Genomic DNA, 23,923 nt, shown 5'->3' with positions numbered 1-23,923 from the left:
TGTAAGAAAAACTAATACTTACAAAACCTCTTTTAATAATACTTTAATTTCGCTGAGCATCATCGCGGTTGCGCCCCAAATAACCAAATCATTTAAATTAAAAGCAGGCACTTCAACCTCAACATTATAACTTGTTGGTACTTTTGTATTTATAACATTTGCGTCGTTTAGAAAGTCAGACAACTGAACTTCTATAATGTCTTCAACTTCCGATTCTTGCTTTTTAAATTTTAGGCGTTCTTTAGAAATTCCAAAAAAAGGATGCACCATAAAATTACTTGGCGGAATGTAAAGCGGCGATAGAGTTTTAATTACTTCTACTTTATCTTGCGGTACACCAATTTCCTCTTCTGTTTCTCTCAAAGCGGTTTCCATTAAATTAGTATCGTAATCTTCTTCTTTACCACCAGGAAATCCTACTTGTGCAGAGTGAACACCTTTGTATGTTTTACGCAAAATAAAAACCAACATGGTCTCGTTTGTTTTATTAGGGTAAAATAAGGCCATCACACCTGCTTTTGGAGCTTTTTTTTTCTTTTCGGCATTTTTTTCAGCAAGTTTTAAACGGTATGGTGGCGAGAGTAAAGCGTGAGCAGTTTCGCCAATAAGCGGCAAATCTTTTATATTTACAACAGAATCTAAAAACGTATTAAAATTCATTTATGAGAGTATTCCTTTTAGTATTGCTTTGCTTCGTTATGAGCTGTGAAGATAAGCAATCTTCTAAACAAAAAAATATTGATAAAATTGATTCAACTTCAGTAAAAAAAGAAGAAAAAAAACAAAAGAAACCTAAACGAAAATATCCAAGATTAACCGATAATAATGCCATGACGTTTTTGGGTAAATATGCGGATGAGCACCCAGAAAATAAAGTGCGTATTGTTACAGATTTTGGAGATATTGATATTTTACTTTACGACAAAACCAAATACCATCGTGCTAATTTTATCTTTTTAGCCGAGCAAGATTACTTTGATTACACACAGTTTTATCGCGTGGTTCCCAACTTTGTAATTCAAGGCGGAAGTAGCGACGGCATTGACATAGCCAACAGAAGAAGAAAAATAGGTCGCTATTTATTACCACCAGACACAAAACGTGGTTACACACACAAACGCGGTGCAATTTCAATGCCTAGTAGTGAGATTGAAGATGCTTATAAACTCGCTTCGCCATATCAATTTTTTATTGTGAACAGAAAAGGTGGTGCACCTTTTTTAGATGGTGATTACACGGTTTTTGGTGAAGTTATTAAAGGCATGGATGTGGTTGATAAAATCAATGCTGTAGAAACCGATAAAGGTGAATGGCCGCTGAAAAATGTATTCATTAAAAGTGTAGAGATTATAGAATAATTAAGACTCTAAAATTTCAATTTTTATAACTTTCCTAAATTAATTTAATGACATACCTATGATTTCAAAATCTATAAAAACAGTAGCGCTTTGTAGCATCGTATTATTTTCGAGCTGTAAAGAAGACACCAAAGAAACCGAACAACCAATGGCAGAAAATGTATTGCTAGAAGAATGGAAAGGCCCTTATCAAGGTGTTCCTGCATTTGATAAAATGACTGTTGCAGATATTAAACCAGCAATGGAAACAGCGATGACAAAAAATCTTGAAGAAATTGATGCAATTGCCAATAACACGGAAGCACCAACTTTTGAAAACACCATTGTGGCGATGGAAAGTGCAGGTAAAGATTTAAATAGAGTTTTTGCCTATTACGGCATCCTATCTTCAAACATGTCGTCTCCAGAATTTAGAGACGTACAAGCCGAATTAGCTCCAAAATTATCCGAATTCAACTCCAAAATTTCTCAAAACGAAAAACTTTTTCAACGTGTAAAAGCCGTATACGAAGCCTCTCAAGAAACCCCATTAGAACCCCAAGCGCAACGTGTTGTAGAATTGACTTACAAGGGTTTTGAAATGAATGGCGCAAATCTAGATGCCGAGAAAAAGAAACGTTATGCAGAAATTAATAAAGAATTATCTAGCCTCTACAACAAATTTGCCAATAACGTTTTACATGACGAGGAAAATTATGTCACTTATCTTACAAAAGACCAACTCGGCGGATTGGCCGATGGTTTTATAAAATCGGCTGCAAAGATTGCTACAGATAAAGGTGAAGACGGAAAATACGCCATTGTAAATACAAGGTCTTCAATGGACCCGTTTTTGAAATATTCCACCGAGCGCAAATTACGTAAACAAGTTTGGGAAAACTATTATTCTCGTGGCGATAATGGTGATGAATATGATAATAATCAATTGATTGCGGAAATTTTAAAACTACGTAAAGAGCGCGTAGGCTTAATGGGTTACGACAACTATGCAGAATGGCGTTTACAAGACCGTATGGCAAAAACACCTGAAAACGCTATGAATCTTATGCTCGAAGTTTGGCCTGCTGCTATTGCACGTGTAAAAGAAGAAGTAGCGGATATGCAAGCTGTTGCTGATGAACTTGGCGACGACATTACTATTGAACCTTGGGATTACCGATATTATGCTGAAAAGGTACGCAAAAAGAAATACGATTTAGACAGTGATGAAGTCAAACAATATTTACAATTAGATAAACTTACGGAAGCCATGTTTTTTGTAGCTGGCGAATTATTTAATTATAATTTTACACCAATTACTGACGGTTCGGTTCCTGTATTTCATGAAGATGTAAAAGTTTGGCAAGTCACCGATAAAGATTCTGGTAAAAATATTGGACTTTGGTATTTAGACCCTTTTGCTCGCGAAGGTAAACGTTCTGGAGCTTGGGCAACGACCTATCGTAGTTCTACGTCGTTTGAAGGTGAGACCAATGTTTTAGCATCTAACAATAGTAACTTTGTAAAACCTGCGCCAGGCGAAGCTGTGTTAGTGTCTTGGGACGATGCTAATACTTTTTTCCACGAATTTGGTCATGCACTCCACTTTTTTGCTGCAGATGTAAAGTACCCAACATTACAAGGTGGCGTTAGAGATTACACAGAGTTTCAATCGCAATTGTTAGAGCGTTGGTTATCTACGGATGAAGTCATCAACAAATATTTGGTACATTATAAAACAGGGGAATCAATTCCTGCTGAATTAGTGGCAAAAATCAAAAAAGCATCAACTTTTAATCAAGGTTTCGGTACCACTGAATATTTAGCATCGGCATTAATAGATATGAAATTACACTTAGCTGACCCAACTAATATAGATATTGATAATTTTGAGCGCGAAACTCTGGACGAATTAGGTATGCCAAAAGAGTTGCCGATGCGTCATAGGACACCACATTTTGGACACGTATTTTCTGGTGAAGGTTACGCAACAGCATATTACGGTTACATGTGGGCAGATGTTTTAACTAGCGATGCCTCAGAAGCGTTTAAAGAGGCCGAAGGTGGATTTTACGATAAAGAGGTTGCTAATAAATTAGTGAAATATTTATTTGCACCAAGAAATGCTATGGATCCTGCTGAAGCTTACAGAAATTTTAGAGGTCGTGATGCGAAGATTGAAGCGTTGATGCGCGATAGAGGATTTCCTGTGACAAAATAATTAAAATTAAAACTTTTAAAACACCTTTTCTATTTTTAGAGAAGGTGTTTTTATTTGAAATTTATAATTGAAAAAATGAAAAAAATATCTCTAATTCTATTAGCACTAATCTTCAGCTGCAAAGACAACACAGCAACAAATGAAAAGGCGTTGATATCAGTTGTAAACATGTGGAGAGCATACGTTGAAGCTAATCCAAAATTAGAAAAAAAAGATTTACCGGATTCTTGGTATTTTCATGATAATAAATCGGATGCCAATCGCTTAGGAAAATTAGTTGCTAGCGGTAAGAAAAAGGCAGCATCTGGATTATACAAATGGTATAAAGATGCCAATGCCGATTTACCTAAAGTTGGTACAAAACATATTATTACCGATTTTGACGGCGAAGCATTGGCTATCATCGAAATTAGAAAGGTAGACACCATGCCGTTTTATAAAATATCTAAAGAATATGCGGCGTTAGATATGGGAACTTCAGAAAATGCACTTGAAAAATGGAAAAAAGTCCATTGGGATTTTTTCGAAGCCACTCTTAAAGAATCTAATGACGAACCTTCTAAAGAAATGCTTGTGGTTTGCGAATGGTTTGAAACTGTTTGGCCAGTGGATGCTGTAGAATATTAATTTTTATTGAAATGAAAAAGTAACTTTTTGCGGTTACTATTTAATTCTTCAAAATTCTTATCTGAAAAAATTTGAGGATAAGCTTCTCTATCATATTTGGTAATGATTAAATAAAATTCTTTACCCGATTTTGATTTGTTAATTAATACATCGATATCATCAGCGACTATTTTTTTTAGCTTTCCCTTAGTATAAAATTGGCCTGAAAAGGTTTTTAAATAAAAATGATAAATTGGAATGTTTTGATGATTTATATGTTCAACCAAATATTTCTCTGTACGAAACGTATCCTTTAATTCCGGCTTAAAAGTAAAAACCAAAATGCCAATGACTGCAGTAATCGGTAGAATTAGTGAAACTTTAAAATAGGTTTTAATGATTTTTAAATCTGGTAGCAACTTCACCAATAAAACCGCAAAAGGCACCACAACAGGCAACGTATATGTATGAATAAGGCTCGTAGAAAACGTAAAGAAAAATAACGGCCAAATTATCATTGTAAGTAGAAATAATGTTTCTTTATTTTCGAATATAGTTCTGAATTGTTTTACCAACTTCAAAATAAACAATATCGAGTACGGTAAAAAAAATGCAACAAAAAACACCCAAATAATAGCAAATGGCTGTACGTGTGGTTCGCCATACTTATCGCCTACCCAATCGGGATTGAAGAAGCGCTGAAAATGTTCGCCAATAATAAAATAATCTATAAATCCAGGAGATTGTTTTTCGGCAATAATATACCATGGAAGTGCTATTAATATAGTTAAAATGCTTCCTAAAACGAGAGGAAATTTCTTGATTTCTATAAATTTAGTCTTAGAAAAAAACCACCAAACTACAATTGCTGGCATCGTTAAAATAAAAATGATTGGCCCTTTAGCCAACATACCCAAACCTAAACCAACAAAAAATAGATAACCCCAAATTTTATGTGATTCATAAAACATGATGTTATAAAAGGAAACTATAACCAAAGTGACTGCTAAAAGCAATGACATATCGGTAGAAACGACGCCGAGATGTAAATAAAATTCTGGAATGGTTAATATCAGCGCAATTAAAATCCAACGTTGTTTTTTTGAAAACTGAAATCCCTTAAAACAAATTAGTAATATTAATATTCCTAAAATAAAAGAAGATAATCTTACAGCAAATTCAGTTTCGCCAAAAATCTCAACACCAATTGCAGATAACCAAGTTGATAATGGTGGCTTTGCCCAAAAATCTACGCCATAATCAATTTGAGGAACAGCATAATTATTTGTCTCTGCCATAAGCCTTGCTACCTCACCATAACGTGATTCTGTATGGTCTAGCAATGGTATAAATTGAAGTAAAAAGAATCGGAGAACTAAAAGTAATCCACAAATAATTTGGATGTATTTTACCTTCATTTGAGTTCTGCTTCAGATTTGTATAAACTTGGCAGCGTCAACTTAAAAATTACTGCCAAAAGCCTAACTGCAATGACAACTAAACCAGCTATAATAAAAAGATAGTTTCTATCTTCAAGAAATTCTAACATCAAAAAATAAGTTAGACCACCTAAAATACAAGCTGTAGCATATACTTCTTTTCTAAAAATCACTGGTATTTCATTACACAAAATATCACGAATTACACCACCAAAACAGGCAGACATAGTTCCTAAAATGATGCAAAATATTGGATGTAAATCAACAGCCATTCCTTTTTCTATTCCTATAACTGTATATAATCCTATACCAATAGTATCAAAAAGAAAAAGCGAACGTCTTAGATGTTTTATATAATTTCTAAAAATAACTGCAAATAATGCAGCGGCAGATATCACAATTATAAACGTCATATCTGTCATCCAAAACACGGGTGTTGCACCAATTAATAAATCTCGTAAAGTTCCACCACCAACAGCTGTCACAAAGGCAATAATAAATACCCCAAAAGCATCCATTTTTTTATTCATGGCTACTAAAACACCAGAGATTGAAAAAGCAATTGTTCCTAAAATATCTATAGTTTGTATGAACATTTGTTATTTTATTTATAATAGACCTTTAATCAATTTTATAAAAGAATTATTTTTAATAAATCCCGAAACGATTTCGGGATAAGCGATTTACCCAATTTCTTCTTAGTAAAAAAAGGTTCTGCTTACATGCTTTGCGTATAGTAATTATAATCTTTAATTACGGTAGCTATAAAATTAATTGGAGTTTCGTTGGTTTCTATTTGCATAATTTTTTGCAATCTTATACTTAAGTTTAAAATCACATTATGGTTGCCGTTATAAACTGCATCTTTATACAAAGTATTTATGGTTTGTACATCGGTGTCGGTAAGTAATGTAACTTGGCTGTAAGTTGGTGTGTAATTTAGAGGTAAATCTTTCATTACCGTATCCTCGATGGTAAGCTTTTCTTTTTCGCTAATAACTGTTGTTCCGGCAGCTATATCTCCCACGCGTTGGCCATTTCCTTTTATTAATATGGTCAATGTTGCTAATCCGCCAAAGGTCATTACCACATCTACGATTCTTAAAATCCAGCGAACAAAATAATTGGCAAAACTTGGTTTAGAACCATCGAGCTTAACAACACGAGTTTTTGTAACATACTTACCAACGGTTTTTCCATTCCAAAAAGTTTCTAGCAAAACATAGTACAAAAAGGCTGGTAAAGAGACCAAAAGGTAAATGGCCCAAGTGGTTCCGAAATCTAAATTTAAAGTCCCTAAAAGTAAAAATACACAAATGGTATAGGCAAAGATAATGACGCTGTCTAAAAGATAAGCGAGCATTCGGTCACCAATATGTGCCACGTTTTGGTTAATGCCTACATTTTGGGCAGTTTCTATTTGAAATTCATTCATATTTTCTTTTCTTTGATAGCCTAAAGAAAGACTGCATGCGCGAAGCCGCTTTTGTGAAGCAAAATAAAGATAAATGGTTAGAATTTGAAAGCGTTCTTTCAAATAAAACACATATAGATCCAGATTTACTTTCGGATATTTATATAGAACTTACAGACCATCTGAGTTATGCCAAAACATTTTATACGAGTAGTAATACCGAACGCTATCTTAATCAGTTGGCTACCAAAGCACATCAACGAATTTATAAGACAAAAAAAGAATCCAAAAATAGACTGATTTCTTTTTTTAAAACGGAGTTTCCTCTAATGTTTCGCCAGCACCATCGGGAGTTGCTCATTGCATTTTTAACCTTTGCCTTTTTTGTATTTGTCGGTGCGTATTCTACCGCTAGTGATGACGACTTTGTGCGCACATTTGGTTTAAGCGACGGTTATGTAAACATGACTTTAGAAAATATTGAAAAAGGAGACCCAATGGCGGTTTACAAAGAACAAGGCGAATTTCATATGTTTTTGGGCATAACATTAAATAATATTAAAGTGGCGCTTATGGCATTTGGCTATGGCATTCTCTTTGGCGTTGGCAGTTTATACATTATGCTACGAAATGGTATTATGCTAGGCAGTTTTCAATATTTCTTTTACGAGCAAGGCTTACTTTGGGAATCTGCAAGAACTATTTGGATTCATGGAACTATCGAAATTTCTGTAATTGTTATTGCAGGTTGTGCAGGTTTGGTAATGGGCAATGGTATGCTATTTACAGGAACTTATACACGATTAGAATCTTTTAAACGCGGCGTTAAAAATGGGCTTAAAATTCTTATAAGTACCATTCCGTTTTTTATCATCGCTGGATTTTTAGAAGGTTTTGTTACCAGACATACCGAAATGCCAGATTGGCTTGCCATACTTATAATTGGCAGCTCATTAGCGCTCATTCTATTTTATTACGTTATTTACCCAATACAATTACATAAAAGATTTTCTGAAGAATCAACCAATAAAAACAAAATTTCACTTCAACCAACAGAATAAAAAATGAACAAGCCATATATAGAATTTAAAAAACAACGCGATTTTGGCGCTTTATTATCAGATACTTTCAATTTTATCCGTAATGAGTTTAAACCATTTATGAAGACTATTTTTACCATATCTGGTCCTGCGCTTACAGTTTTTCTATTAACAACTGCACTATATACTTACAGTGCAGGAGAAACTATGAATATGGATATTTTCGAGGTTTTAAGTTATCAATTTACTAATCCTATATTTTATCTGTATTATTTAATGTTATTTGTTGCAATCATGTTTATTAGTACATCATCTCTTCATTACATTAAATCTTATATAGCAAACTCTGGAAATGTTAATAGTGAGGAAATTAAACGTAATGTTTACAAAACACTTACTGGATTTTTAGGATTAGGATTTCTTAAATGGGCAACATTGACAATAACTCTAAGTTTATGCATTTTACCTGCTTTATATTTTATGGTGCCAATGTATATTGTATTAAGTATTTATGTTTTTAATGAAAACAGTAATGTATCTGATTCGTACTCAAAATCATACTCTTTAGTGAATGCTGATTTTTGGGTTTCTCTAGGCATAATCATTGTAGTGGCAATACTTGTATATATACTAAATTTTATAGTTGCTTTACCAGCCGCGATTTATACATTAATTGGTACAGGAATTTTCTCGGGAGAAATTGACCCAGGTGCTTCGGTATTACAACCAGACCCGATTTTTATTTTTCTGAATATTCTTTCAAATATATTTTCTGTTGTACTTAATGTAGTTCCTATTATTTGTGGCGTGTTTTTATACTTTCATTTGAATGAAAAGGTAAACTTTACAGGCACGTATGAGCGCATAAGCAACATTGGTAATACGGAAGACTAAATGCGCATTATCTTTTTCATTATTTGCTTAAGTCTTGGGGCATTTGCAGTGTCTCAACAAGACACTGCACCCAATTTTTATGACGATAGCACTATTGAAAAACAAGAAATTTCCGAGTCTGATTTAGAGGATTATAAAAACAATGACGACTTTAACTACACTGAAGTTGAAGAAGAAACTACCATAATTGACAAAATTAAACGCTGGTTAAAAAACTTTCTAAGAAAGTTTTGGGAAGCTATTTTTGGTGTAGGCTCGGCTGAAGGTTTCCTGTTTATTATATTTAGAATTTTACCCTATTTATTATTAGGCGTACTCTTTTATTTTTTAATTCGATTTTTCTTAAAAGTAAACTCCAAAAATTTAACAACCAAGGCTAAAGAAAAAGGGAGCATCTCCTATACCGAAGAAGAACAAATCATAAAAAACGAAGACATTAATGCCTTAATTCAGCAAGCTATAGAACAAAAAAACTACAGATTGGCTATTAGATATTATTATCTTCTGTCTTTGAAAAAACTATCAGAAAACGAAACAATTGAATGGGAAGCACAGAAAACAAATGAAGATTACATTCAAGAACTTAGACATTCACCTTTAAAGCCGGATTTTATAAATATTACCCGAATTTACGATTACGTTTGGTATGGCGAATTTGCGGTTGATGCCCTAAAGTTTGAGAATCTTAAACTGCCTTTTGAATATTTAAACAACAGCATAAAACATGGGTAAAAGAGGAAAAATATATATTACTCTTGCCATATTAGGAATTTTGGCGCTCGTGGTTTTTGAAATGACAAAACCTAAAGACATCAATTGGTTTCCATCTTATGCCACGCATCATAAAATACCGTTTGGCAGTTTGGTGTTTACCGAGCAATTGCAACGCATATCAGATTCCGTGATTCCTATAGATAGACCACCTTTTGAATATCTTAGGAAAAACAACATTAAAGGCACATACCTGTTTTTTAATAATAATGTAAATTTTGGTAAAGCCGAGTTAGAGCGTCTTTTAAAGTGGACTTCAGAAGGCAATACTCTTGTGGTTTCATCTTTAACATTTGAAGAAAAATTACTAGACACGCTAAATTTAGCTATGGAATCGGTAAATATCTTCGATAATTTTGAAAATAAATTTGAAGTAAAATTAGTTAATCCCGTTTTTGAAACTAAGAAATATAAATTCGATAAAGCATCTACTCTATTTCATTTTAATAAGATTGATAGTTCAAAAACCAGAGTCATTGGTGTTGTCGATAAAATCCGCAAGGAAACCGACACTATAAAAAATGAACGCGTTAACATTATTAAACAAACTTGGGGAAATGGAGAAATTATCCTGAATAGTTTTCCACAGGCTTATACCAATTACTTCATTTTAAATGCTCCAAACCAAGAGTATACAGCTGGTTTATTGTCTTATTTAGATATTTCGAAACCTATTTATTTAGACCAACATTACAAGTCTGGCAAAAAGTTTTATACATCACCCATGTATTTGTTTTTAAATAATCCAAACTTAAAATGGGCCTATTATTTGGTTTTAATTGGCGTTATTTTCTACATTATTTTTGAAGGAAAACGAAAGCAGCGCGCCATCCCGATAGTGAAGCCACTAAATAATCAAACGGTAGATTTTACAAGAACTATTGCTAATATGTATTACGAAAGCAGTAAACATAGCGAAATTGCACATCATAAAATTCAGCATTTTTTAGAGTATATTAGAAAGCAAATGTATCTCGATACGTCAACGGTTGATGCCAATTTTTTGAAGAATTTAGCCGCCAGAAGTAACAATTCCATTGAAGATACAGAGAAGCTTTTCGGTTACATTAAACGTATTCAAGAACAACACACAATAAATAACATACAACTCGAAAGACTAAATAGTCTTATAGAAAATTTTAAATCCCATAACCAATGGAAAACGAAGAATTAAACGACGCAAAAAACTCAGCAGATATTTCTGATATAAATTTTGATAATAGAATTCAGCTTGAAGCACTTAAATCGTCCGTAGACGCCATAAAAGCCGAACTAAGAAAAGTCATCGTAGGGCAAGATAATTTTGTGGAATTACTCATTGTTGCACTTTTAGCAGACGGCCATGTACTTATTGAAGGTGTTCCTGGTATTGCAAAAACTGTGACTGCAAAATTATTTGCTAAGGTTTTAAAAACAGATTTTAGCCGAATTCAATTTACTCCAGATTTAATGCCAAGTGATGTTTTAGGAACTTCGGTTTTAAATATGAAAACTTCGGAATTTGAATTTAAACAAGGTCCTATTTTTTCTAATATTGTTTTGATTGACGAGATTAACCGTGCACCTGCAAAAACGCAAGCCGCATTGTTTGAAACCATGGAAGAGCGCCAAGCGACAATAGATGGAAACACCTATAAATTTAAAGACCCTTTTATGGTTTTGGCAACCCAAAACCCAATTGAGCAAGAAGGAACTTATGCCTTACCAGAAGCGCAATTAGACCGTTTTATTTTTAAAATCAAGGTCGATTATCCGTCTTTAGAAGACGAGGTAAAAATTATTGCATCACATCATGAGCGTAAAGGTGAAGCACCACAAGCACAAATAAATCCTGTTTTAGATGTGGTATCTTTAGCCGATTATAAATCAAAAACGCAATCGGTTATTGTGGAACAAAAAATCATTCAATACATCGCAGAGATAGTTTCAAAAACCAGAAATCATCCACATTTATATTTAGGAGGTTCGCCAAGAGCATCAATTTCCATTTTAAACACTGCAAAAGCATTTGCCGCAATTAATGGTCGTGATTTTGTAACACCAGAAGATGTAAAGAAGTCACTAAATCCAGTATTAAATCACAGAATTATACTTACACCAGAGCGCGAAATGGAAGGCATGCAAACCGAAAATGTTATAGAAATGATTGTGCAATCTGTTGAAGTACCGCGTTGATTAGTTGGCAGTATTAAGTATTCAGTCGCAGTCGCAGTATTCAAAAAAAAGTAGATACAAATATTAATACAATTTAGAATCAAAAAAAAATTTCCGTTTTAGCGCCTTTGCGCGAAAATACCCTTTACAAGAAATATGAAATTCATAAAATCCTTATACATACACAAACAATTCTACATTTACATTGCGCTAGCTGCGTTGTGCTTTGTAGTAAGTTTTTGGTTGCCCGTATTTTTCTCTGTGGCTTGGATTATTACCATTGGGATTGGCGTAGTGGTTTTGGTGGATATTCTAATGTTGTATCAAACAAAAAAAGGCATTGAGGCTCGACGCATTTTACCTGACAAATTCTCAAATAGTGATAACAACCCTGTGCCAATTACCATTAAAAACAAATATGGCTTTAAAGCGATTATTGATGTTATTGATGAGCTGCCTATTCAGTTTCAAAAGCGCGATTTTTCATATAAAGTGAATATTAATCCGAAACAATCTCACGATTTTGAATATTTAGTAAGACCTGTTGATAGAGGTGAATATTATTTTGGACATCTTAATGTTTACGTTTCAACTTTGTTGAAGATAGTAAAACGAAAATATCAATTTCAGAACGAGCAAATGGTAATGGTTTATCCGTCGATTATGCAAATGCAGAAATACGATTTTCTCGCCATTAGTAATGCATTAACTGAATTGGGTTTAAAGAAAATAAGACGTATCGGGAACACATCAGAATTTGAACAAATTAAAGAATACGTCCGCGGAGACGATTTTAGAACGGTAAATTGGAAAGCCACAGCCAAGCATGCGCAATTGATGGTAAATCAATTTCAAGATGAAAAATCACAACCTATTTACTCTATTATTGATGCTGGCCGCGTTATGAAAATGCCTTTTAATGGATTAAAATTATTGGACTACGCTATAAACTCGACTTTAGCATTTAGTAATGTAGCTTTAAAAAAACATGATAAAGTAGGAATGATTTCATTTTCAAAAAAAATAGAAACTTTTTTGCCAGCAGTAAACAAACTCACTTATCTCAACCGAATTTTAGAATCACTCTATAACATAAATACGCTTTTTTCAGATAGCGATTACAGTTTACTTTATGCCCAATTAAAACGAAAAGTGACGCATCGTAGTCTTTTATTATTGTACACAAACTTTGAGCATTTAAGTGCACTAAAACGTCAAATGCCATATTTGCAAGCCATTTCTAAAAAGCATATGCTTGTGGTTATTTTATTTGAAAACACTGAGCTTGATACTATAATCAAAGAAAATGCCGAAGACCTTCAATCTATTTACCATAAGACCATTGCTGAAAAATTTGCTTATGAAAAACGCTTAATGGTGAAAGAACTTCAAAAACATGGTATTCAAAGTATTTTAACGCCGCCAGAACAACTGACCATAAATACAATTAATAAATATTTAGAAATAAAAGCGCGAGGATTATTATAGTTTTTTTGACTTTTCCCCTATTTCTTACGAAGCTTAAAGTATGGTATTAAGGTTTTAGAAGATGGAATTTTTTAGTTTTTACAATTCATCATCAATTAATTACAGTTCGGTAAATTGAATTATTTAAATCTGATTTTATACCAGATATTTGAATCATCAATTAGAAACGAACCATAAAATCAAATAACATGAAGAATTTATTTTTATCTATCGCACTAGTAATAACCTCTTTATTCTCCTTTGCCCAAGATGGCAAAACCATTACGGTAACTATTGACAACGTAAGCAATAATGATGGTGTTGTAATGTTAGCTTTGCACAATAAGGACACATTTATGAAGACTGAGCCAATACAAGCGACAGCTTCAAAAATTGAAGACAATAAAGTTGTTGTAACTTTTGAGAACGTAAAACCTGGAGAATATGCTGTATTAGCAAATCATGACGCTAACAATAATGGAAAAATGGACTTTAGAGCAAACGGAATGCCATTAGAGGATTACGGCGCATCAAATAACGTTATGTCTTATGGACCACCACAATTCAGTGATGCTAAGTTTATTTTAGCTGATAAAGATTTAGAACTTAATATAAGATTCTAAAAAATAAAACATCAATCAATCAACCAAAAAAAGACCGTAAATACGGTCTTTTTTTAAATATAAAATTTAGACAGTTTCGCCTAACCAAGCTTTCATCATCCAAACTGTTTTTTCTTGCTCAGTAATAAAATCACTCATCATTGCATTGGTACCTTCGTCATTTGCCTCATCAGATTTATCAAGAATTTGACGTTCAATTTTTAAGAGTTCTGTTAGTGAATCTACAATTAACTGTACTGCTACATTGTCTTTACTAACGTTTTTACCAACAGGTACTTTTGCAGCTTTTGTATAATCATCAAAAGTATGCAATGGTGTTGCTCCTAAGGTTAAAATACGCTCAGCGACTTCATCAACTTTAAGATTGGCATCTGTATACAATTCTTCAAACTTGACGTGTAAATCGAAAAATGCGCGTCCTCGTATATTCCAATGAATACCTCTTAAATTTTGGTAGTACAATTGAAAATTGGCCAGCAACTGATTTAAATCTTGTGCTAATTCTTTTGTTTTCTCGGTATCTAAACCTATGCTATTTAATGTCATAATTATTTCTTTTAGAATTATAAAGTTAGATAAGAAATTTTTAAAATTGCTATAGATTTTATCAATAGTTGTTATACTTTTATAGTCTAAATTGATATCATGACCATCACACAACTTAAATACGCCTTAGCTATTGCAGAACATCAAAACTTTACAAAAGCTGCAGAAAGCTGTTTTGTTACCCAACCTACATTAAGTACGCAAATTCAGAAGCTTGAGGATGAACTCGATGTTATAATATTTGACAGAGGTAAAAAACCCATTGAGTTGACTGAGGTTGGACGTAAAATTGTGTTTCAGGCACGAAATATTGTAAATGAGGCAGACCGAATTCAAGATATTGTAGATCAACAAAAGGGTTTTATTGGTGGCGAATTTAGACTGGGAATCATCCCGACAGTTATGCCAACATTACTTCCAATGTTTTTAAAAAATTTCATAAAAAAATATCCTAAAGTTAAACTCAAAATTGAAGAGTTGACAACTGAAGAAATTTTAATTCGAATTAATGAAGGCCATTTAGATGCTGCTATTGCTGCAACGCCTTTGGAAAATGATAATATCAAAGAGCGCGTTCTATATTACGAACCTTTTGTTGGTTACATTCCTGAAAATCATAGATTAAAAGACAAAAAAACAATTGACGTTTCAGATTTAGATATTGAAGATATGTTGCTACTCGAAGACGGACATTGTCTTAGAGATGGCGTAATTAATCTTTGTAAAACTTTAGGCGATAATAAAGAAGATAATTTCCAGCTTGAAAGCGGAAGTATTGAAACTTTAATAAAACTTTCTAACGAAGGTCTTGGAATGACGCTTTTACCCTATTTGCATACATTAGACTTTAGAGAAAAATTAGCTGGAAATTTAAGACACTTTAATGAACCTTCGCCAGCAAGGGAAGTGAGTATTATTTATCACAAAAGCGAATTAAAAATGCAAATCATCGATGCCATGCATAATGTTATCTCTGGTATCATAAGAGGTGCTATTGCATTTAGTAATGTTGAGATTATAAGCCCGTTAAACAAAAAATAGCTGGGTAAATATCATAAAAAAGCGACCTTTATGTCGCTTTTTATTATGCTTTTAAGTAAACCATACACTGGTTTAGCTCTGGATTTTGGTGGATTAAACTTTGAATAAAAATTCGCAGTTCTTCTAATTCGTAAGGTAAAAGACGCTTAACTGCTTTTTGTACTTCTCTACAGAAAAGTGTTTTATCAAAGCTCACTTTATTGAGCACGATTTTAGTGTACTCGAACATTGCTCTCGCCATATTTTTAGGGGTTTTTAAGTTAAACGAAAGTAATTTTATCTATAAGCATTTATTTACTTTATAAATTTAGTAAAAAAAAGTTTTGTTTAATCTTTAGTATAAAAAATTAACAAGACATTTTGTTAATTAACAATTTCTAAAACCGATTATCACCATCTAATAAATCGCCCAAACCTCCTAGAATACTGCCTTCTCCCTTCTTATTACCGCCACTTTTTGCAGCACTAGACAGAACACGACTAGCCAAACGGCTAAATGGTAAAGATTGAATGTAAACTTTTCCTGGTCCTTCTAGTCTTGCAAAGAATAAACCTTCACCTCCAAAAATAGAATTTTTAATACCTCCAACAAATTCGATATCATAGTCGATACTTTGGGTGAAACCTACAATGCAACCTGTGTCAACTTTCATTACTTGTCCTGCCTCAAGTGTACGTTCTGCCATGGTGCCGCCAGCATGGACAAAAGCCATACCGTCGCCTTCTAATTTTTGCATGATAAAGCCTTCGCCGCCAAACAATCCGCGACCGAGTTTTTTAGAAAATTCGATACCAACGCTTACACCTTTAGCTGCACATAGAAATGCATCTTTTTGGCAAATAAATTTTCCACCAAATTCCATTAGGTCAATCGGAATAATTTTGCCTGGATATGGCGAAGCAAACGATACGTTTCGCTTACCTACAAAATCGTTGTAAAACGCTGTCATGAATAAACTTTCTCCAGTAAGAATACGCTTTCCAGCACCCCAAATTTTCCCAAAAATACCTTTGTCTTTTTCTGAACCGTCGCCAAATATGGTATCCATCTTTATACCTTCATCCATCATCATAAAACTTCCAGATTCTGCCACAACACCTTCTTGTGGGTCAAGTTCAATCTCTACATATTGCATTTCTTCACCGTAAATACGATAGTCTATTTCGTGTGCGTTCATTGTTTTATTTTTTTTGTGAAAAGTTGTTTGTTTTGAAGTTATTCTCTAAGACTTCAAATTAATTTTAATTTATTTGTAGCGGTTATAAAACGTTTGTTACATATAAAAGCTGTAATTCTAAATTTCTATAAAAATTAAGAAACACATCTAAATGATTCCACACCTTTCAATCTTCACTTTATACTCTTCACTTTCAGCGTCCATTCAAAATTAAAATTAGATACCTCAACGCCGTCTTCATTAACTCCTTTGGCATTTAGCCAAACGGTTTGACCTTCTTTGGTCGCGATGGCTTTGCTTATGGCTTCGTCTAATTTTTTGCCTTCAATACATTCAAATGTAATTTTGCCTGTCGCTTTTTTACTAAATGAGGCGTTATTATTAGCAACCAACATCGATATTTTTTTACCTGAATTTTGGATTTTCTGCATCACCAAAGCACCGGTTGTTAATTCTGCGGCCATTCCTTGTACTGCCCAAAACATAGAATTAAACGGATTTTGATTTATCCATCGGTGTTTTACTCTTACCGTACATTTTGTATCATCGATATAAGTGGCTCTGACACCTGAGAAGTATGCTGCTGGTAGCTTAAACATACAGTATTTATTGAGTTTTGAGGCTGTTATCTTCATAATAATTTATCTAAAATACAATGCAGAATCTAATTATTTCCGACTAAAATAAGTCAAATATTCATTCTTAACTAATGTTAATAAAATGTTAATTTTAAGTACTATGCGTAACATAATACCTTTTTAAAGACATATATTTGTATAAGAAACTATTATATACTTTTTAATCATGACTAATAATCATCATAAAAACATTGCAACTTTTATTCATTTGTCCACATTTTCGAGATTCATAATTCCGTTTGGTAATTTTATTGGACCTATTGTTCTATGGATTGTTAACAAAGATAAATCGGAGTTTGTAGACAGACATGGTAAGCAAGCGATTAATTTTCAGATTAGTGTATTGTTATATGCCTTGATTATTGGTACGGTGAGTATTCCGTTTTTTATTTTCAAAATATTCAACGGTATTGATTTTATAAATTTTAATGGGTTTTACGATTTTCATATTAATATCGGTAAACCTTCGCCTCTACTTTATATCACTGGCGGACTTGGAGTTTTAGCTTTTCTTGGCTTCTTAATTGAGCTGGCACTAATTGTAAAGGCTAGCCTTTCTGCAAGAGACGGCAAAGAATATCAGTATCCTTTGACTATAAATTTTTTAAAATAAATCATCAATTCATCAATCAATCAATCAATCAATCAATCAATCAATCAATCAATCAATCAATCAATCAATCAATCAATCAAAAACGAACAGTTTAATAACATCTAATCACATCTTATGAAGATAGAAAATACAAAAGCACAAATGCGCAAAGGTGTTTTAGAATACTGCATTTTAAGCATCTTAAAAGATGAAGATGCTTATGTAGCAGAAATCCTAAGCACTTTAAAAGACGCAAAAATGCTTGTAGTAGAAGGCACAATTTATCCGCTACTCACAAGATTAAAAAATGCAGGTCTGCTCAATTACCGTTGGGAAGAATCTACATCTGGACCACCAAGAAAATATTACGGTCTTACAGAAACAGGAAAGCTATTTCTTAATGAATTAAACACTACTTGGAGTGATTTACAAAACGCAGTCAACTTAGTAACCAGAAAAAAATCAACTAAAAATGAATAAAACAGTCAATATAAATTTAGCAGGGATATTCTTCCATATAGACGAAGACGCATATCTTAAGTTATCGCGCTATCTTGAGGCTATAAAACGTTCATTTACAGACTCTCAAGGTCGTTCTGAAATCATTGCCGATATCGAAGCTCGTATAGCTGAATTGTTTACAGAACGCATACAAAACGACAAACAAGTTGTTGGTATTAAGTTAGTTGACGATGTTATTACTATTATGGGGCAACCGGAAGATTACCTAGTAGATGACGAAATTTTTGAAGACGAACCTGTGTATGCAAAACAATCAAAAAGCAAATCTGGAAGTTCTAAAAAATTATTTAGAGATACCGAGAACTCTTACATCGGTGGAGTTGCAGCAGGTTTAAGTCATTATTTAGGAATAGAAATGATTTGGGTACGTTTACTTTGGGTGGTTTTAACACTTTTCTCTGGTGGTACTTTTCTCATTACCTACTTAATTTTTTGGGCATTAGTGCCAGAGGCTAGCACTACAGCAGAAAAACTAACAATGACAGGTGAACCTGTGAATATTAGCAACATTGAAAAAAAAATCAAAGATGGATTTGATATTGTTTCAGAAAAGGTAAAAAATGTCGATTTTAAAAAACATAGCGACAATATTAAAGAAGGTTTCGAGAATGTTGCAGATAATATTACTGATACCGTAAAAAGTGTAGATTTCGATAAACAAGGCGAAAGTCTTAAAAGAAAATCTCGTAGTTTTTTTGGTACTATCGGTGATATCATCATGTTCTTTTTAACGATTTTTGCCAAGTTTTTTGGAGTTGTATTAATTATTATTGGCATTAGTATGCTAGTTGCATTGCTTATTGCATTTTTTACAGTTGGTATAACGGATGCTGTACATTTTCCGCCAATGAACTTTTTAGACGCGGCTAATGCAGCCAATATTCCAATTTGGTTAATGTCATTTTTATTGTTTTTTGCAATTGGTATTCCTTTTTTCTTCGTGTTTTATTTGGGATTAAAAATCCTCATAAATAATCTAAAATCTATCGGGAATATTGCAAAATTTACACTTCTTGGTCTTTGGTTATGCTCAATTATTGGAATTACTGTAATTGGAGTAAAACAAGCTACTGAGCATGCTTACGATGCAAATGTAGTGGTTTCAGAAAAACAATTAAACATAAAAACAAATGACACTATACGTATTAAAATGATGAGCCATGATAAATACAATCGTAACAGCACTCGCAATCACCATGGTTATAAAATTTTTAAAGACGAAAATGGAAAACAACAAATTTCGAGCTCTGATGTAAGATTGGTAATTAATTCAACTAAAGATTCAGTAGCGAGCATAAAGCTTAAGACCTTTGCACGCGGTAGAAATTATGATGTGGCAAGTCAGCGCGCAGAAAACATAAATTATAATTATAATTTGGTTAATGGCGAATTGCAGCTTGACTCCTATTTTACAACTGAGTTTAAAAATAAATTGAGTGACCAGCATGTTACCATTTACTTAAACTTACCTGAAGGCTCTTCGTTTATCACAGATAGAAAAACTTACAACTTTCAGTATTGGATACGTAATAATAAAGAAATTCTAAGAAGAGGTTTGAGCGAAAAATATCTTACCGTAGATGAAGATAAAGTTATTTGTAATAGCTGTACTGTTGAGGAAACAACAACTGATAGTTTTAAAAAAGATAAGGCTCCAAATGGGATTAAGATAGACGAAAATGGTATCGAAATAAAAACAGATGCCAATCGCATCGAAGTCAATGAAAATGGTGTATCAACTAATAACTCAGAAGTTAAAGTAAAAATAAACGAAGACGGTGTACAAATCACCACAGAAGATAAAGATAATTAACAGTTCAGACCAATCAATCAACAGTTCAGATATTTAAAATTTAATTAACCAACCTATTTTTAAATATTTGAACTGTTTTAAATCATCAATCAACGCTTCACAGCTTAAGCTTTGAAGCACAACATTAAAAACTAACTATTATGAGCACTTTAGTAAAATTTATCACAGCAACTATTTTAGCACTATTATTAACGTCTTGCAATCTTGATTTTAGTCTCGGACCTAGCATTTCTGGTGACGGAAATGTCGTAACAGAAACTCGAGATGTACAATCGGATTTTGTAAATCTTAAAGTAAGTCGTGGCATTGACGTTGTGTTAACCCAGTCAGACGAAACATCATTAACGGTCGTTGCAGACCAAAACTTGCATGATGTCATTACAACAGAATTTGATGAAGACAACAATACATTGCGAATTTCCACTAATGAAAATATTCGTACTGCAGCATCAAAAAAGGTAATTTTAAATGTAAAAGACCTTTATTCAATTAGTACGACGAGTGGCTCGACGATTCGTGTAGAAAACACATTTGAGACAGATCAACTAGTAGTTTCCTCAACAAGTGGAAGCCAAATTGATATTGCAGTTGAAACAAATACTTTAAAATTAAACTCAACAAGTGGTGCAGGTATTACCGCTAGCGGAAATACAAACAAGCTTTCTGTGGCTTCTACAAGCGGAAGTTATGTTGCTGCAGAAAATCTTAAGGCTGAATCTACAAGCGCAGCAGCAACAAGTGGTGCTAACATTAAGGTAAATACCTCAAAAGCATTAACAGCTAGCGCAACAAGTGGCGGAAGTGTTAGATACTCTGGTAATCCTGAAAACGTTAGTAAAAGTGACGGAGTTTCTGGAAGTATAAGAGCAAATTAAATAAACCAACCATATCCCGAAATTGTTTCGGGGCAATCAACTAAGACCATCTTAAACTATTAAATGTTTGGGATGGTTTTTGTATATATTTGTTTCTATTTTTAAATAAACATCCGCGTCTTAAAAATTTACGTAAATTAAGCAAGCGTTTATAAGGAAACTACTAGAATATGAAATTAAACAAATACACATACTCCTTAATATTTTTATTGGGAATTATAGCCTTTGCCAATGCACAGTCTAAAGAAAAAATAAAAGGCGACCGGAATGTTACTATTAAACAAACTTACTTAGATAGCTTTCACACGCTTGATATTAAAGACGATTTTGAAGTACAATTGGTTTATAACAGCAAGCCATCTGTTGAGATTGAAGCTGACGATAATTTGCATGAAATTATTGACCTCGATATGGTATCGGGAGTGTTAACCATTAGCACGCAAAGACGTATAGCTTCAAAAAAGAAACTAGTCATTACAGTAAACTACAGTGATGAACTATCCAATATTTCACTTTACGATTCTGCAGAAATTCGTTCTTTAACTTCTTTAGAATTAGGCGATGTTTCATTAACTGTTAAAGATAATTCTAGAGCATATTTAAATTTAAAGTCTTCAACATTCAAATTTTCAGCTACAGAAAAAACAAAAAGTAGATTAAATATCACAGCTGACAGTTCTAGCTTTTCGTTAAGTGATAATAGTAAACTAGATGCTTTAGTAAAAGGAATATCTTCTAAGTTTGATTTATACCAAAGTTCTGATGCTACTATTGAGGGCGATACAGAAGATGTTGCTTTACGATTAGATAACTCATCAAACTTTGTAGGTAAAAATTACAGTGTAAAAAATGCTGATGTATTAATTGAATCTACAAGTGATATTTCCTTAAATGTGGAAATGTTTCTTGTATTAAAAGCTTCTGGAAACACAGAAACATACATTTATGGTGAGCCCAAAATAGAACTCGAGATTTTTACTGATACTGCAAAACTTCAAAAAAAGAAAAAATAACTTACAACAAATAAAAAAGCCAAAGAATAAATCTTTGGCTTTTTTTATCTGTACAACCTAAATTTAATTATAGGTTGGCGTAGTAACTTCAAAATTAGCATCTTTAGCTGCTAAATAACGCTCAGCGTCTAAAGCTGCCATACAACCTGTACCTGCTGCAGTGATAGCTTGTCTATATACATGGTCTGCGGCATCACCACTTACAAATACACCATCTACATTGGTTTTACTTGTACCTGGTTTTGCGTTAATTATGTACCCTGTTTCATCTAAATCTAAATAATTTTTAAAAATATCGGTATTAGGTTTATGACCAATTGCTACAAAAAATCCGGTAGCAGGAATATCATGCACATCTCCAGTTATATTATTTTTTACTCTGACACCTGTAACAACCTGACCATCGCCTAAAACTTCCTTAGTTTCTGTATTGTAAAGTATTTCTATATTTTCAGTATTTTTAACGCGTTCTGCCATGATTTTAGAAGCTCTAAACTCATCTCTACGCACTAACATAGTTACCTTTTTACAAAGTTTAGATAAATAATGTGCTTCTTCACAAGCAGAATCTCCTGCACCAACAATTACTGTTTCCTGATTTCGATAAAAGAATCCATCGCAAACTGCACATGCAGAAACACCACCACCAAGTTGTAAGTATTTTTGTTCTGAAGGTAATCCCAAATATTTTGCAGATGCACCAGTTGAAATAATAATAGTATCTGCATGAATTTCCTTTTCTTCATTTACCCAAACCTTATGTATTGGTCCTGAAAAATCTACTTTAGTCACCCAACCATGACGTATATCTGAGCCAAAACGTTCAGCTTGTTTTTGCAATTGAATCATCATTTCTGGTCCAGTAATTCCATCTGGATATCCTGGAAAATTTTCAACATCATTGGTGGTAGTTAATTGTCCGCCAGGTTGTTCGCCTTGGTATAAAACTGGAGCCATATTTGCCCTAGCAGCATAAATAGCAGCCGTATAACCAGCAGGACCTGAACCTATAATTAGACATTTTACCTTTTCAATTGTGTCTGACATAATTTGTTTCATTTGTTATAAAACAAAAGTAGGTTTTTTGTCTAAAACCTTACATAGAAGTTATTAACAGCAACAATGGTTTTAAACAGTTGTAACTTAATTAAAAATGGTATCATTATTTTTTGTATCTTCTTATCAATAAACTACTTCAAATCAATTAATTATGAAACGTTTTTTTTTAACTCTCCTACTTATTGCAATTCTTTGGTCTTGCAAAAATGACACATCAAACAAAGATGCAATTGTTGACAATCTAAAAACAGATTTAAAATCAAAGGTGTCTGTATTAGAAGGCAATTGGGAAATGGTTGGCTATTATAATTACAGAGACAATAAAATTGTAGATTCATTTTCAACTGATAAAAGCCATAGACAAGTAAAAATGTTTAATAAAAATAAAGTGATGTGGAGTAAGCTAATGCCAGAAAATGAAATAGAATGGTTTGGTTATGGCAGTTACACAGCAACAGATTCTACACTAACAGAACTTATGCAATATGGCTCTAATGTGATGAATAAAATTATAGCTGACCAACAAGAGTTTAGCTATAAGCTATTAATTACAGATAGTACATTTAGCCAAATAAGAGTAGATGATGATGGGGAAATGGTGTATTCTGAAAACTATAAACGGATTGATTAAAATTAATCCCTAAGCTAAAAAATAAAAAAGCCCAGTAAATACTGAGCTT

The 23,923-nt window shown here is 33.0% G+C and carries 26 protein-coding genes; 17 read left to right on the top strand and 9 right to left on the bottom strand.

Annotation, left to right across the window (positions count from 1 at the left end):
- Nucleotides 1-18: 18 nt before the first annotated feature.
- Nucleotides 19-660 carry an NUDIX hydrolase gene (locus ACFQ1Q_RS09735; RefSeq protein WP_386130590.1) on the bottom strand — a complete coding sequence of 214 codons (642 nt, stop codon included), beginning with the start codon at nucleotides 658-660 and terminating at the stop codon, nucleotides 19-21.
- 2 nt (nucleotides 661-662) lie between these two features.
- Here ACFQ1Q_RS09735 and ACFQ1Q_RS09730 point away from each other — a divergent pair, with 2 nt between their 5' ends.
- The 3 genes from ACFQ1Q_RS09730 (at nucleotide 663) to ACFQ1Q_RS09720 (ending at nucleotide 4,185) form a co-directional block, all read left to right on the top strand.
- Nucleotides 663-1,358 (top strand): peptidylprolyl isomerase, encoded by a 696-nt coding sequence (locus ACFQ1Q_RS09730; RefSeq protein WP_386130587.1) that lies wholly within the window; start codon nucleotides 663-665, stop codon nucleotides 1,356-1,358.
- 58 nt (nucleotides 1,359-1,416) lie between these two features.
- Nucleotides 1,417-3,558: a M3 family metallopeptidase gene (locus ACFQ1Q_RS09725; RefSeq protein ID WP_386130584.1), complete on the top strand. Its 2,142-nt coding sequence runs from the start codon at nucleotides 1,417-1,419 to the stop codon at nucleotides 3,556-3,558.
- Between the two features lie 75 nt (nucleotides 3,559-3,633).
- Nucleotides 3,634-4,185 (top strand): ASCH domain-containing protein, encoded by a 552-nt coding sequence (locus ACFQ1Q_RS09720; RefSeq protein WP_386130581.1) that lies wholly within the window; start codon nucleotides 3,634-3,636, stop codon nucleotides 4,183-4,185.
- On the opposite strand, the gene ACFQ1Q_RS09715 is transcribed toward ACFQ1Q_RS09720, so the two are convergent.
- The 3 genes from ACFQ1Q_RS09715 to ACFQ1Q_RS09705 all read right to left on the bottom strand — a co-directional run bounded on the left by ACFQ1Q_RS09715 (nucleotide 4,182) and on the right by ACFQ1Q_RS09705 (nucleotide 7,038).
- Nucleotides 4,182-5,582, bottom strand: coding sequence for an ArnT family glycosyltransferase (locus ACFQ1Q_RS09715; RefSeq protein WP_386130578.1), 1,401 nt, complete (start codon nucleotides 5,580-5,582; stop codon nucleotides 4,182-4,184). The genes ACFQ1Q_RS09720 and ACFQ1Q_RS09715 overlap by 4 nt on opposite strands.
- Nucleotides 5,579-6,199 (bottom strand): trimeric intracellular cation channel family protein, encoded by a 621-nt coding sequence (locus ACFQ1Q_RS09710; protein WP_386130576.1) that lies wholly within the window; start codon nucleotides 6,197-6,199, stop codon nucleotides 5,579-5,581. Before ACFQ1Q_RS09710 ends, ACFQ1Q_RS09715 begins: the two co-directional genes overlap by 4 nt.
- A 122-nt stretch (nucleotides 6,200-6,321) precedes the next feature.
- Entirely contained in the window at nucleotides 6,322-7,038 is a 717-nt protein-coding gene (locus ACFQ1Q_RS09705; RefSeq protein WP_386130573.1) for an RDD family protein, read from the bottom strand.
- Between the two features lie 35 nt (nucleotides 7,039-7,073).
- On the opposite strand from ACFQ1Q_RS09705, the gene ACFQ1Q_RS09700 reads away from it, so the two are divergent.
- From ACFQ1Q_RS09700 to ACFQ1Q_RS09670, 7 genes are all read left to right on the top strand, one after another.
- Complete coding sequence (locus ACFQ1Q_RS09700) at nucleotides 7,074-8,078, top strand: stage II sporulation protein M (RefSeq protein WP_386130570.1); 1,005 nt, start codon at nucleotides 7,074-7,076, stop codon at nucleotides 8,076-8,078.
- A gap of 3 nt (nucleotides 8,079-8,081) precedes the next feature.
- Nucleotides 8,082-8,951 carry a hypothetical protein gene (locus tag ACFQ1Q_RS09695; protein ID WP_386130568.1) on the top strand — a complete coding sequence of 290 codons (870 nt, stop codon included), beginning with the start codon at nucleotides 8,082-8,084 and terminating at the stop codon, nucleotides 8,949-8,951.
- A complete protein-coding gene (locus ACFQ1Q_RS09690; RefSeq protein ID WP_386130565.1) occupies nucleotides 8,952-9,683 on the top strand; it encodes a DUF4129 domain-containing protein in 732 nt (243 codons plus the stop codon). It begins immediately after the preceding gene.
- Nucleotides 9,676-10,896 (top strand): DUF4350 domain-containing protein, encoded by a 1,221-nt coding sequence (locus ACFQ1Q_RS09685; protein WP_386130563.1) that lies wholly within the window; start codon nucleotides 9,676-9,678, stop codon nucleotides 10,894-10,896. Before ACFQ1Q_RS09690 ends, ACFQ1Q_RS09685 begins: the two co-directional genes overlap by 8 nt.
- Entirely contained in the window at nucleotides 10,878-11,897 is a 1,020-nt protein-coding gene (locus tag ACFQ1Q_RS09680; protein ID WP_386130560.1) for an AAA family ATPase, read from the top strand. Before ACFQ1Q_RS09685 ends, ACFQ1Q_RS09680 begins: the two co-directional genes overlap by 19 nt.
- A gap of 135 nt (nucleotides 11,898-12,032) precedes the next feature.
- Nucleotides 12,033-13,364, top strand: coding sequence for a DUF58 domain-containing protein (locus tag ACFQ1Q_RS09675; RefSeq protein WP_386130557.1), 1,332 nt, complete (start codon nucleotides 12,033-12,035; stop codon nucleotides 13,362-13,364).
- 188 nt (nucleotides 13,365-13,552) lie between these two features.
- Nucleotides 13,553-13,966 (top strand): DUF2141 domain-containing protein, encoded by a 414-nt coding sequence (locus ACFQ1Q_RS09670; RefSeq protein ID WP_386130555.1) that lies wholly within the window; start codon nucleotides 13,553-13,555, stop codon nucleotides 13,964-13,966.
- 66 nt (nucleotides 13,967-14,032) lie between these two features.
- Here ACFQ1Q_RS09670 and ACFQ1Q_RS09665 read toward each other — a convergent pair whose 3' ends face one another.
- Nucleotides 14,033-14,512 carry a Dps family protein gene (locus tag ACFQ1Q_RS09665; RefSeq protein ID WP_386130552.1) on the bottom strand — a complete coding sequence of 160 codons (480 nt, stop codon included), beginning with the start codon at nucleotides 14,510-14,512 and terminating at the stop codon, nucleotides 14,033-14,035.
- 99 nt (nucleotides 14,513-14,611) lie between these two features.
- On the opposite strand from ACFQ1Q_RS09665, the gene ACFQ1Q_RS09660 reads away from it, so the two are divergent.
- Entirely contained in the window at nucleotides 14,612-15,553 is a 942-nt protein-coding gene (locus ACFQ1Q_RS09660; protein WP_386130550.1) for a LysR substrate-binding domain-containing protein, read from the top strand.
- A gap of 43 nt (nucleotides 15,554-15,596) precedes the next feature.
- Here the strand turns inward: ACFQ1Q_RS09660 and ACFQ1Q_RS09655 are convergent, their stop codons facing one another.
- The 3 genes from ACFQ1Q_RS09655 to ACFQ1Q_RS09645 all read right to left on the bottom strand — a co-directional run bounded on the left by ACFQ1Q_RS09655 (nucleotide 15,597) and on the right by ACFQ1Q_RS09645 (nucleotide 17,366).
- Nucleotides 15,597-15,794, bottom strand: a complete 198-nt coding sequence (locus ACFQ1Q_RS09655; RefSeq protein WP_386130548.1) for a hypothetical protein — start codon at nucleotides 15,792-15,794, stop codon at nucleotides 15,597-15,599.
- A gap of 136 nt (nucleotides 15,795-15,930) precedes the next feature.
- Nucleotides 15,931-16,731: a TIGR00266 family protein gene (locus tag ACFQ1Q_RS09650; RefSeq protein WP_386130545.1), complete on the bottom strand. Its 801-nt coding sequence runs from the start codon at nucleotides 16,729-16,731 to the stop codon at nucleotides 15,931-15,933.
- Between the two features lie 173 nt (nucleotides 16,732-16,904).
- A complete protein-coding gene (locus ACFQ1Q_RS09645) occupies nucleotides 16,905-17,366 on the bottom strand; it encodes a DUF4442 domain-containing protein (protein ID WP_386130543.1) in 462 nt (153 codons plus the stop codon).
- 169 nt (nucleotides 17,367-17,535) lie between these two features.
- Between ACFQ1Q_RS09645 and ACFQ1Q_RS09640 the strand changes: the two genes are divergently transcribed.
- The 5 genes from ACFQ1Q_RS09640 to ACFQ1Q_RS09620 all read left to right on the top strand — a co-directional run bounded on the left by ACFQ1Q_RS09640 (nucleotide 17,536) and on the right by ACFQ1Q_RS09620 (nucleotide 22,184).
- Nucleotides 17,536-17,982 carry a DUF4870 domain-containing protein gene (locus ACFQ1Q_RS09640; RefSeq protein ID WP_386130541.1) on the top strand — a complete coding sequence of 149 codons (447 nt, stop codon included), beginning with the start codon at nucleotides 17,536-17,538 and terminating at the stop codon, nucleotides 17,980-17,982.
- A 114-nt stretch (nucleotides 17,983-18,096) separates the two neighbouring features.
- On the top strand, nucleotides 18,097-18,441 hold the full coding sequence (locus tag ACFQ1Q_RS09635) for a PadR family transcriptional regulator (RefSeq protein WP_386130539.1): 345 nt from the start codon (nucleotides 18,097-18,099) through the stop codon (nucleotides 18,439-18,441).
- A complete protein-coding gene (locus ACFQ1Q_RS09630; RefSeq protein ID WP_386130536.1) occupies nucleotides 18,434-20,296 on the top strand; it encodes a PspC domain-containing protein in 1,863 nt (620 codons plus the stop codon). Before ACFQ1Q_RS09635 ends, ACFQ1Q_RS09630 begins: the two co-directional genes overlap by 8 nt.
- A gap of 140 nt (nucleotides 20,297-20,436) precedes the next feature.
- Nucleotides 20,437-21,171 (top strand): head GIN domain-containing protein, encoded by a 735-nt coding sequence (locus ACFQ1Q_RS09625; RefSeq protein ID WP_386130533.1) that lies wholly within the window; start codon nucleotides 20,437-20,439, stop codon nucleotides 21,169-21,171.
- Nucleotides 21,172-21,341: 170 nt separating this feature from the next.
- Nucleotides 21,342-22,184 carry a GIN domain-containing protein gene (locus ACFQ1Q_RS09620; protein ID WP_386130530.1) on the top strand — a complete coding sequence of 281 codons (843 nt, stop codon included), beginning with the start codon at nucleotides 21,342-21,344 and terminating at the stop codon, nucleotides 22,182-22,184.
- A gap of 63 nt (nucleotides 22,185-22,247) precedes the next feature.
- Here ACFQ1Q_RS09620 and trxB read toward each other — a convergent pair whose 3' ends face one another.
- Nucleotides 22,248-23,231: a thioredoxin-disulfide reductase gene (trxB, locus tag ACFQ1Q_RS09615; protein ID WP_386130528.1), complete on the bottom strand. Its 984-nt coding sequence runs from the start codon at nucleotides 23,229-23,231 to the stop codon at nucleotides 22,248-22,250.
- 163 nt (nucleotides 23,232-23,394) lie between these two features.
- On the opposite strand from trxB, the gene ACFQ1Q_RS09610 reads away from it, so the two are divergent.
- A complete protein-coding gene (locus tag ACFQ1Q_RS09610; RefSeq protein ID WP_386130526.1) occupies nucleotides 23,395-23,874 on the top strand; it encodes a hypothetical protein in 480 nt (159 codons plus the stop codon).
- The last annotated feature ends 49 nt before the right edge of the window (nucleotides 23,875-23,923 follow it).

Origin of the sequence: Winogradskyella litorisediminis (assembly GCF_042675765.1) — a bacterium.
Classification (GTDB): Bacteria; Bacteroidota; Bacteroidia; order Flavobacteriales; family Flavobacteriaceae; genus Winogradskyella; species Winogradskyella litorisediminis.
This window is presented reverse-complemented; position numbering and strand designations above follow the sequence as displayed.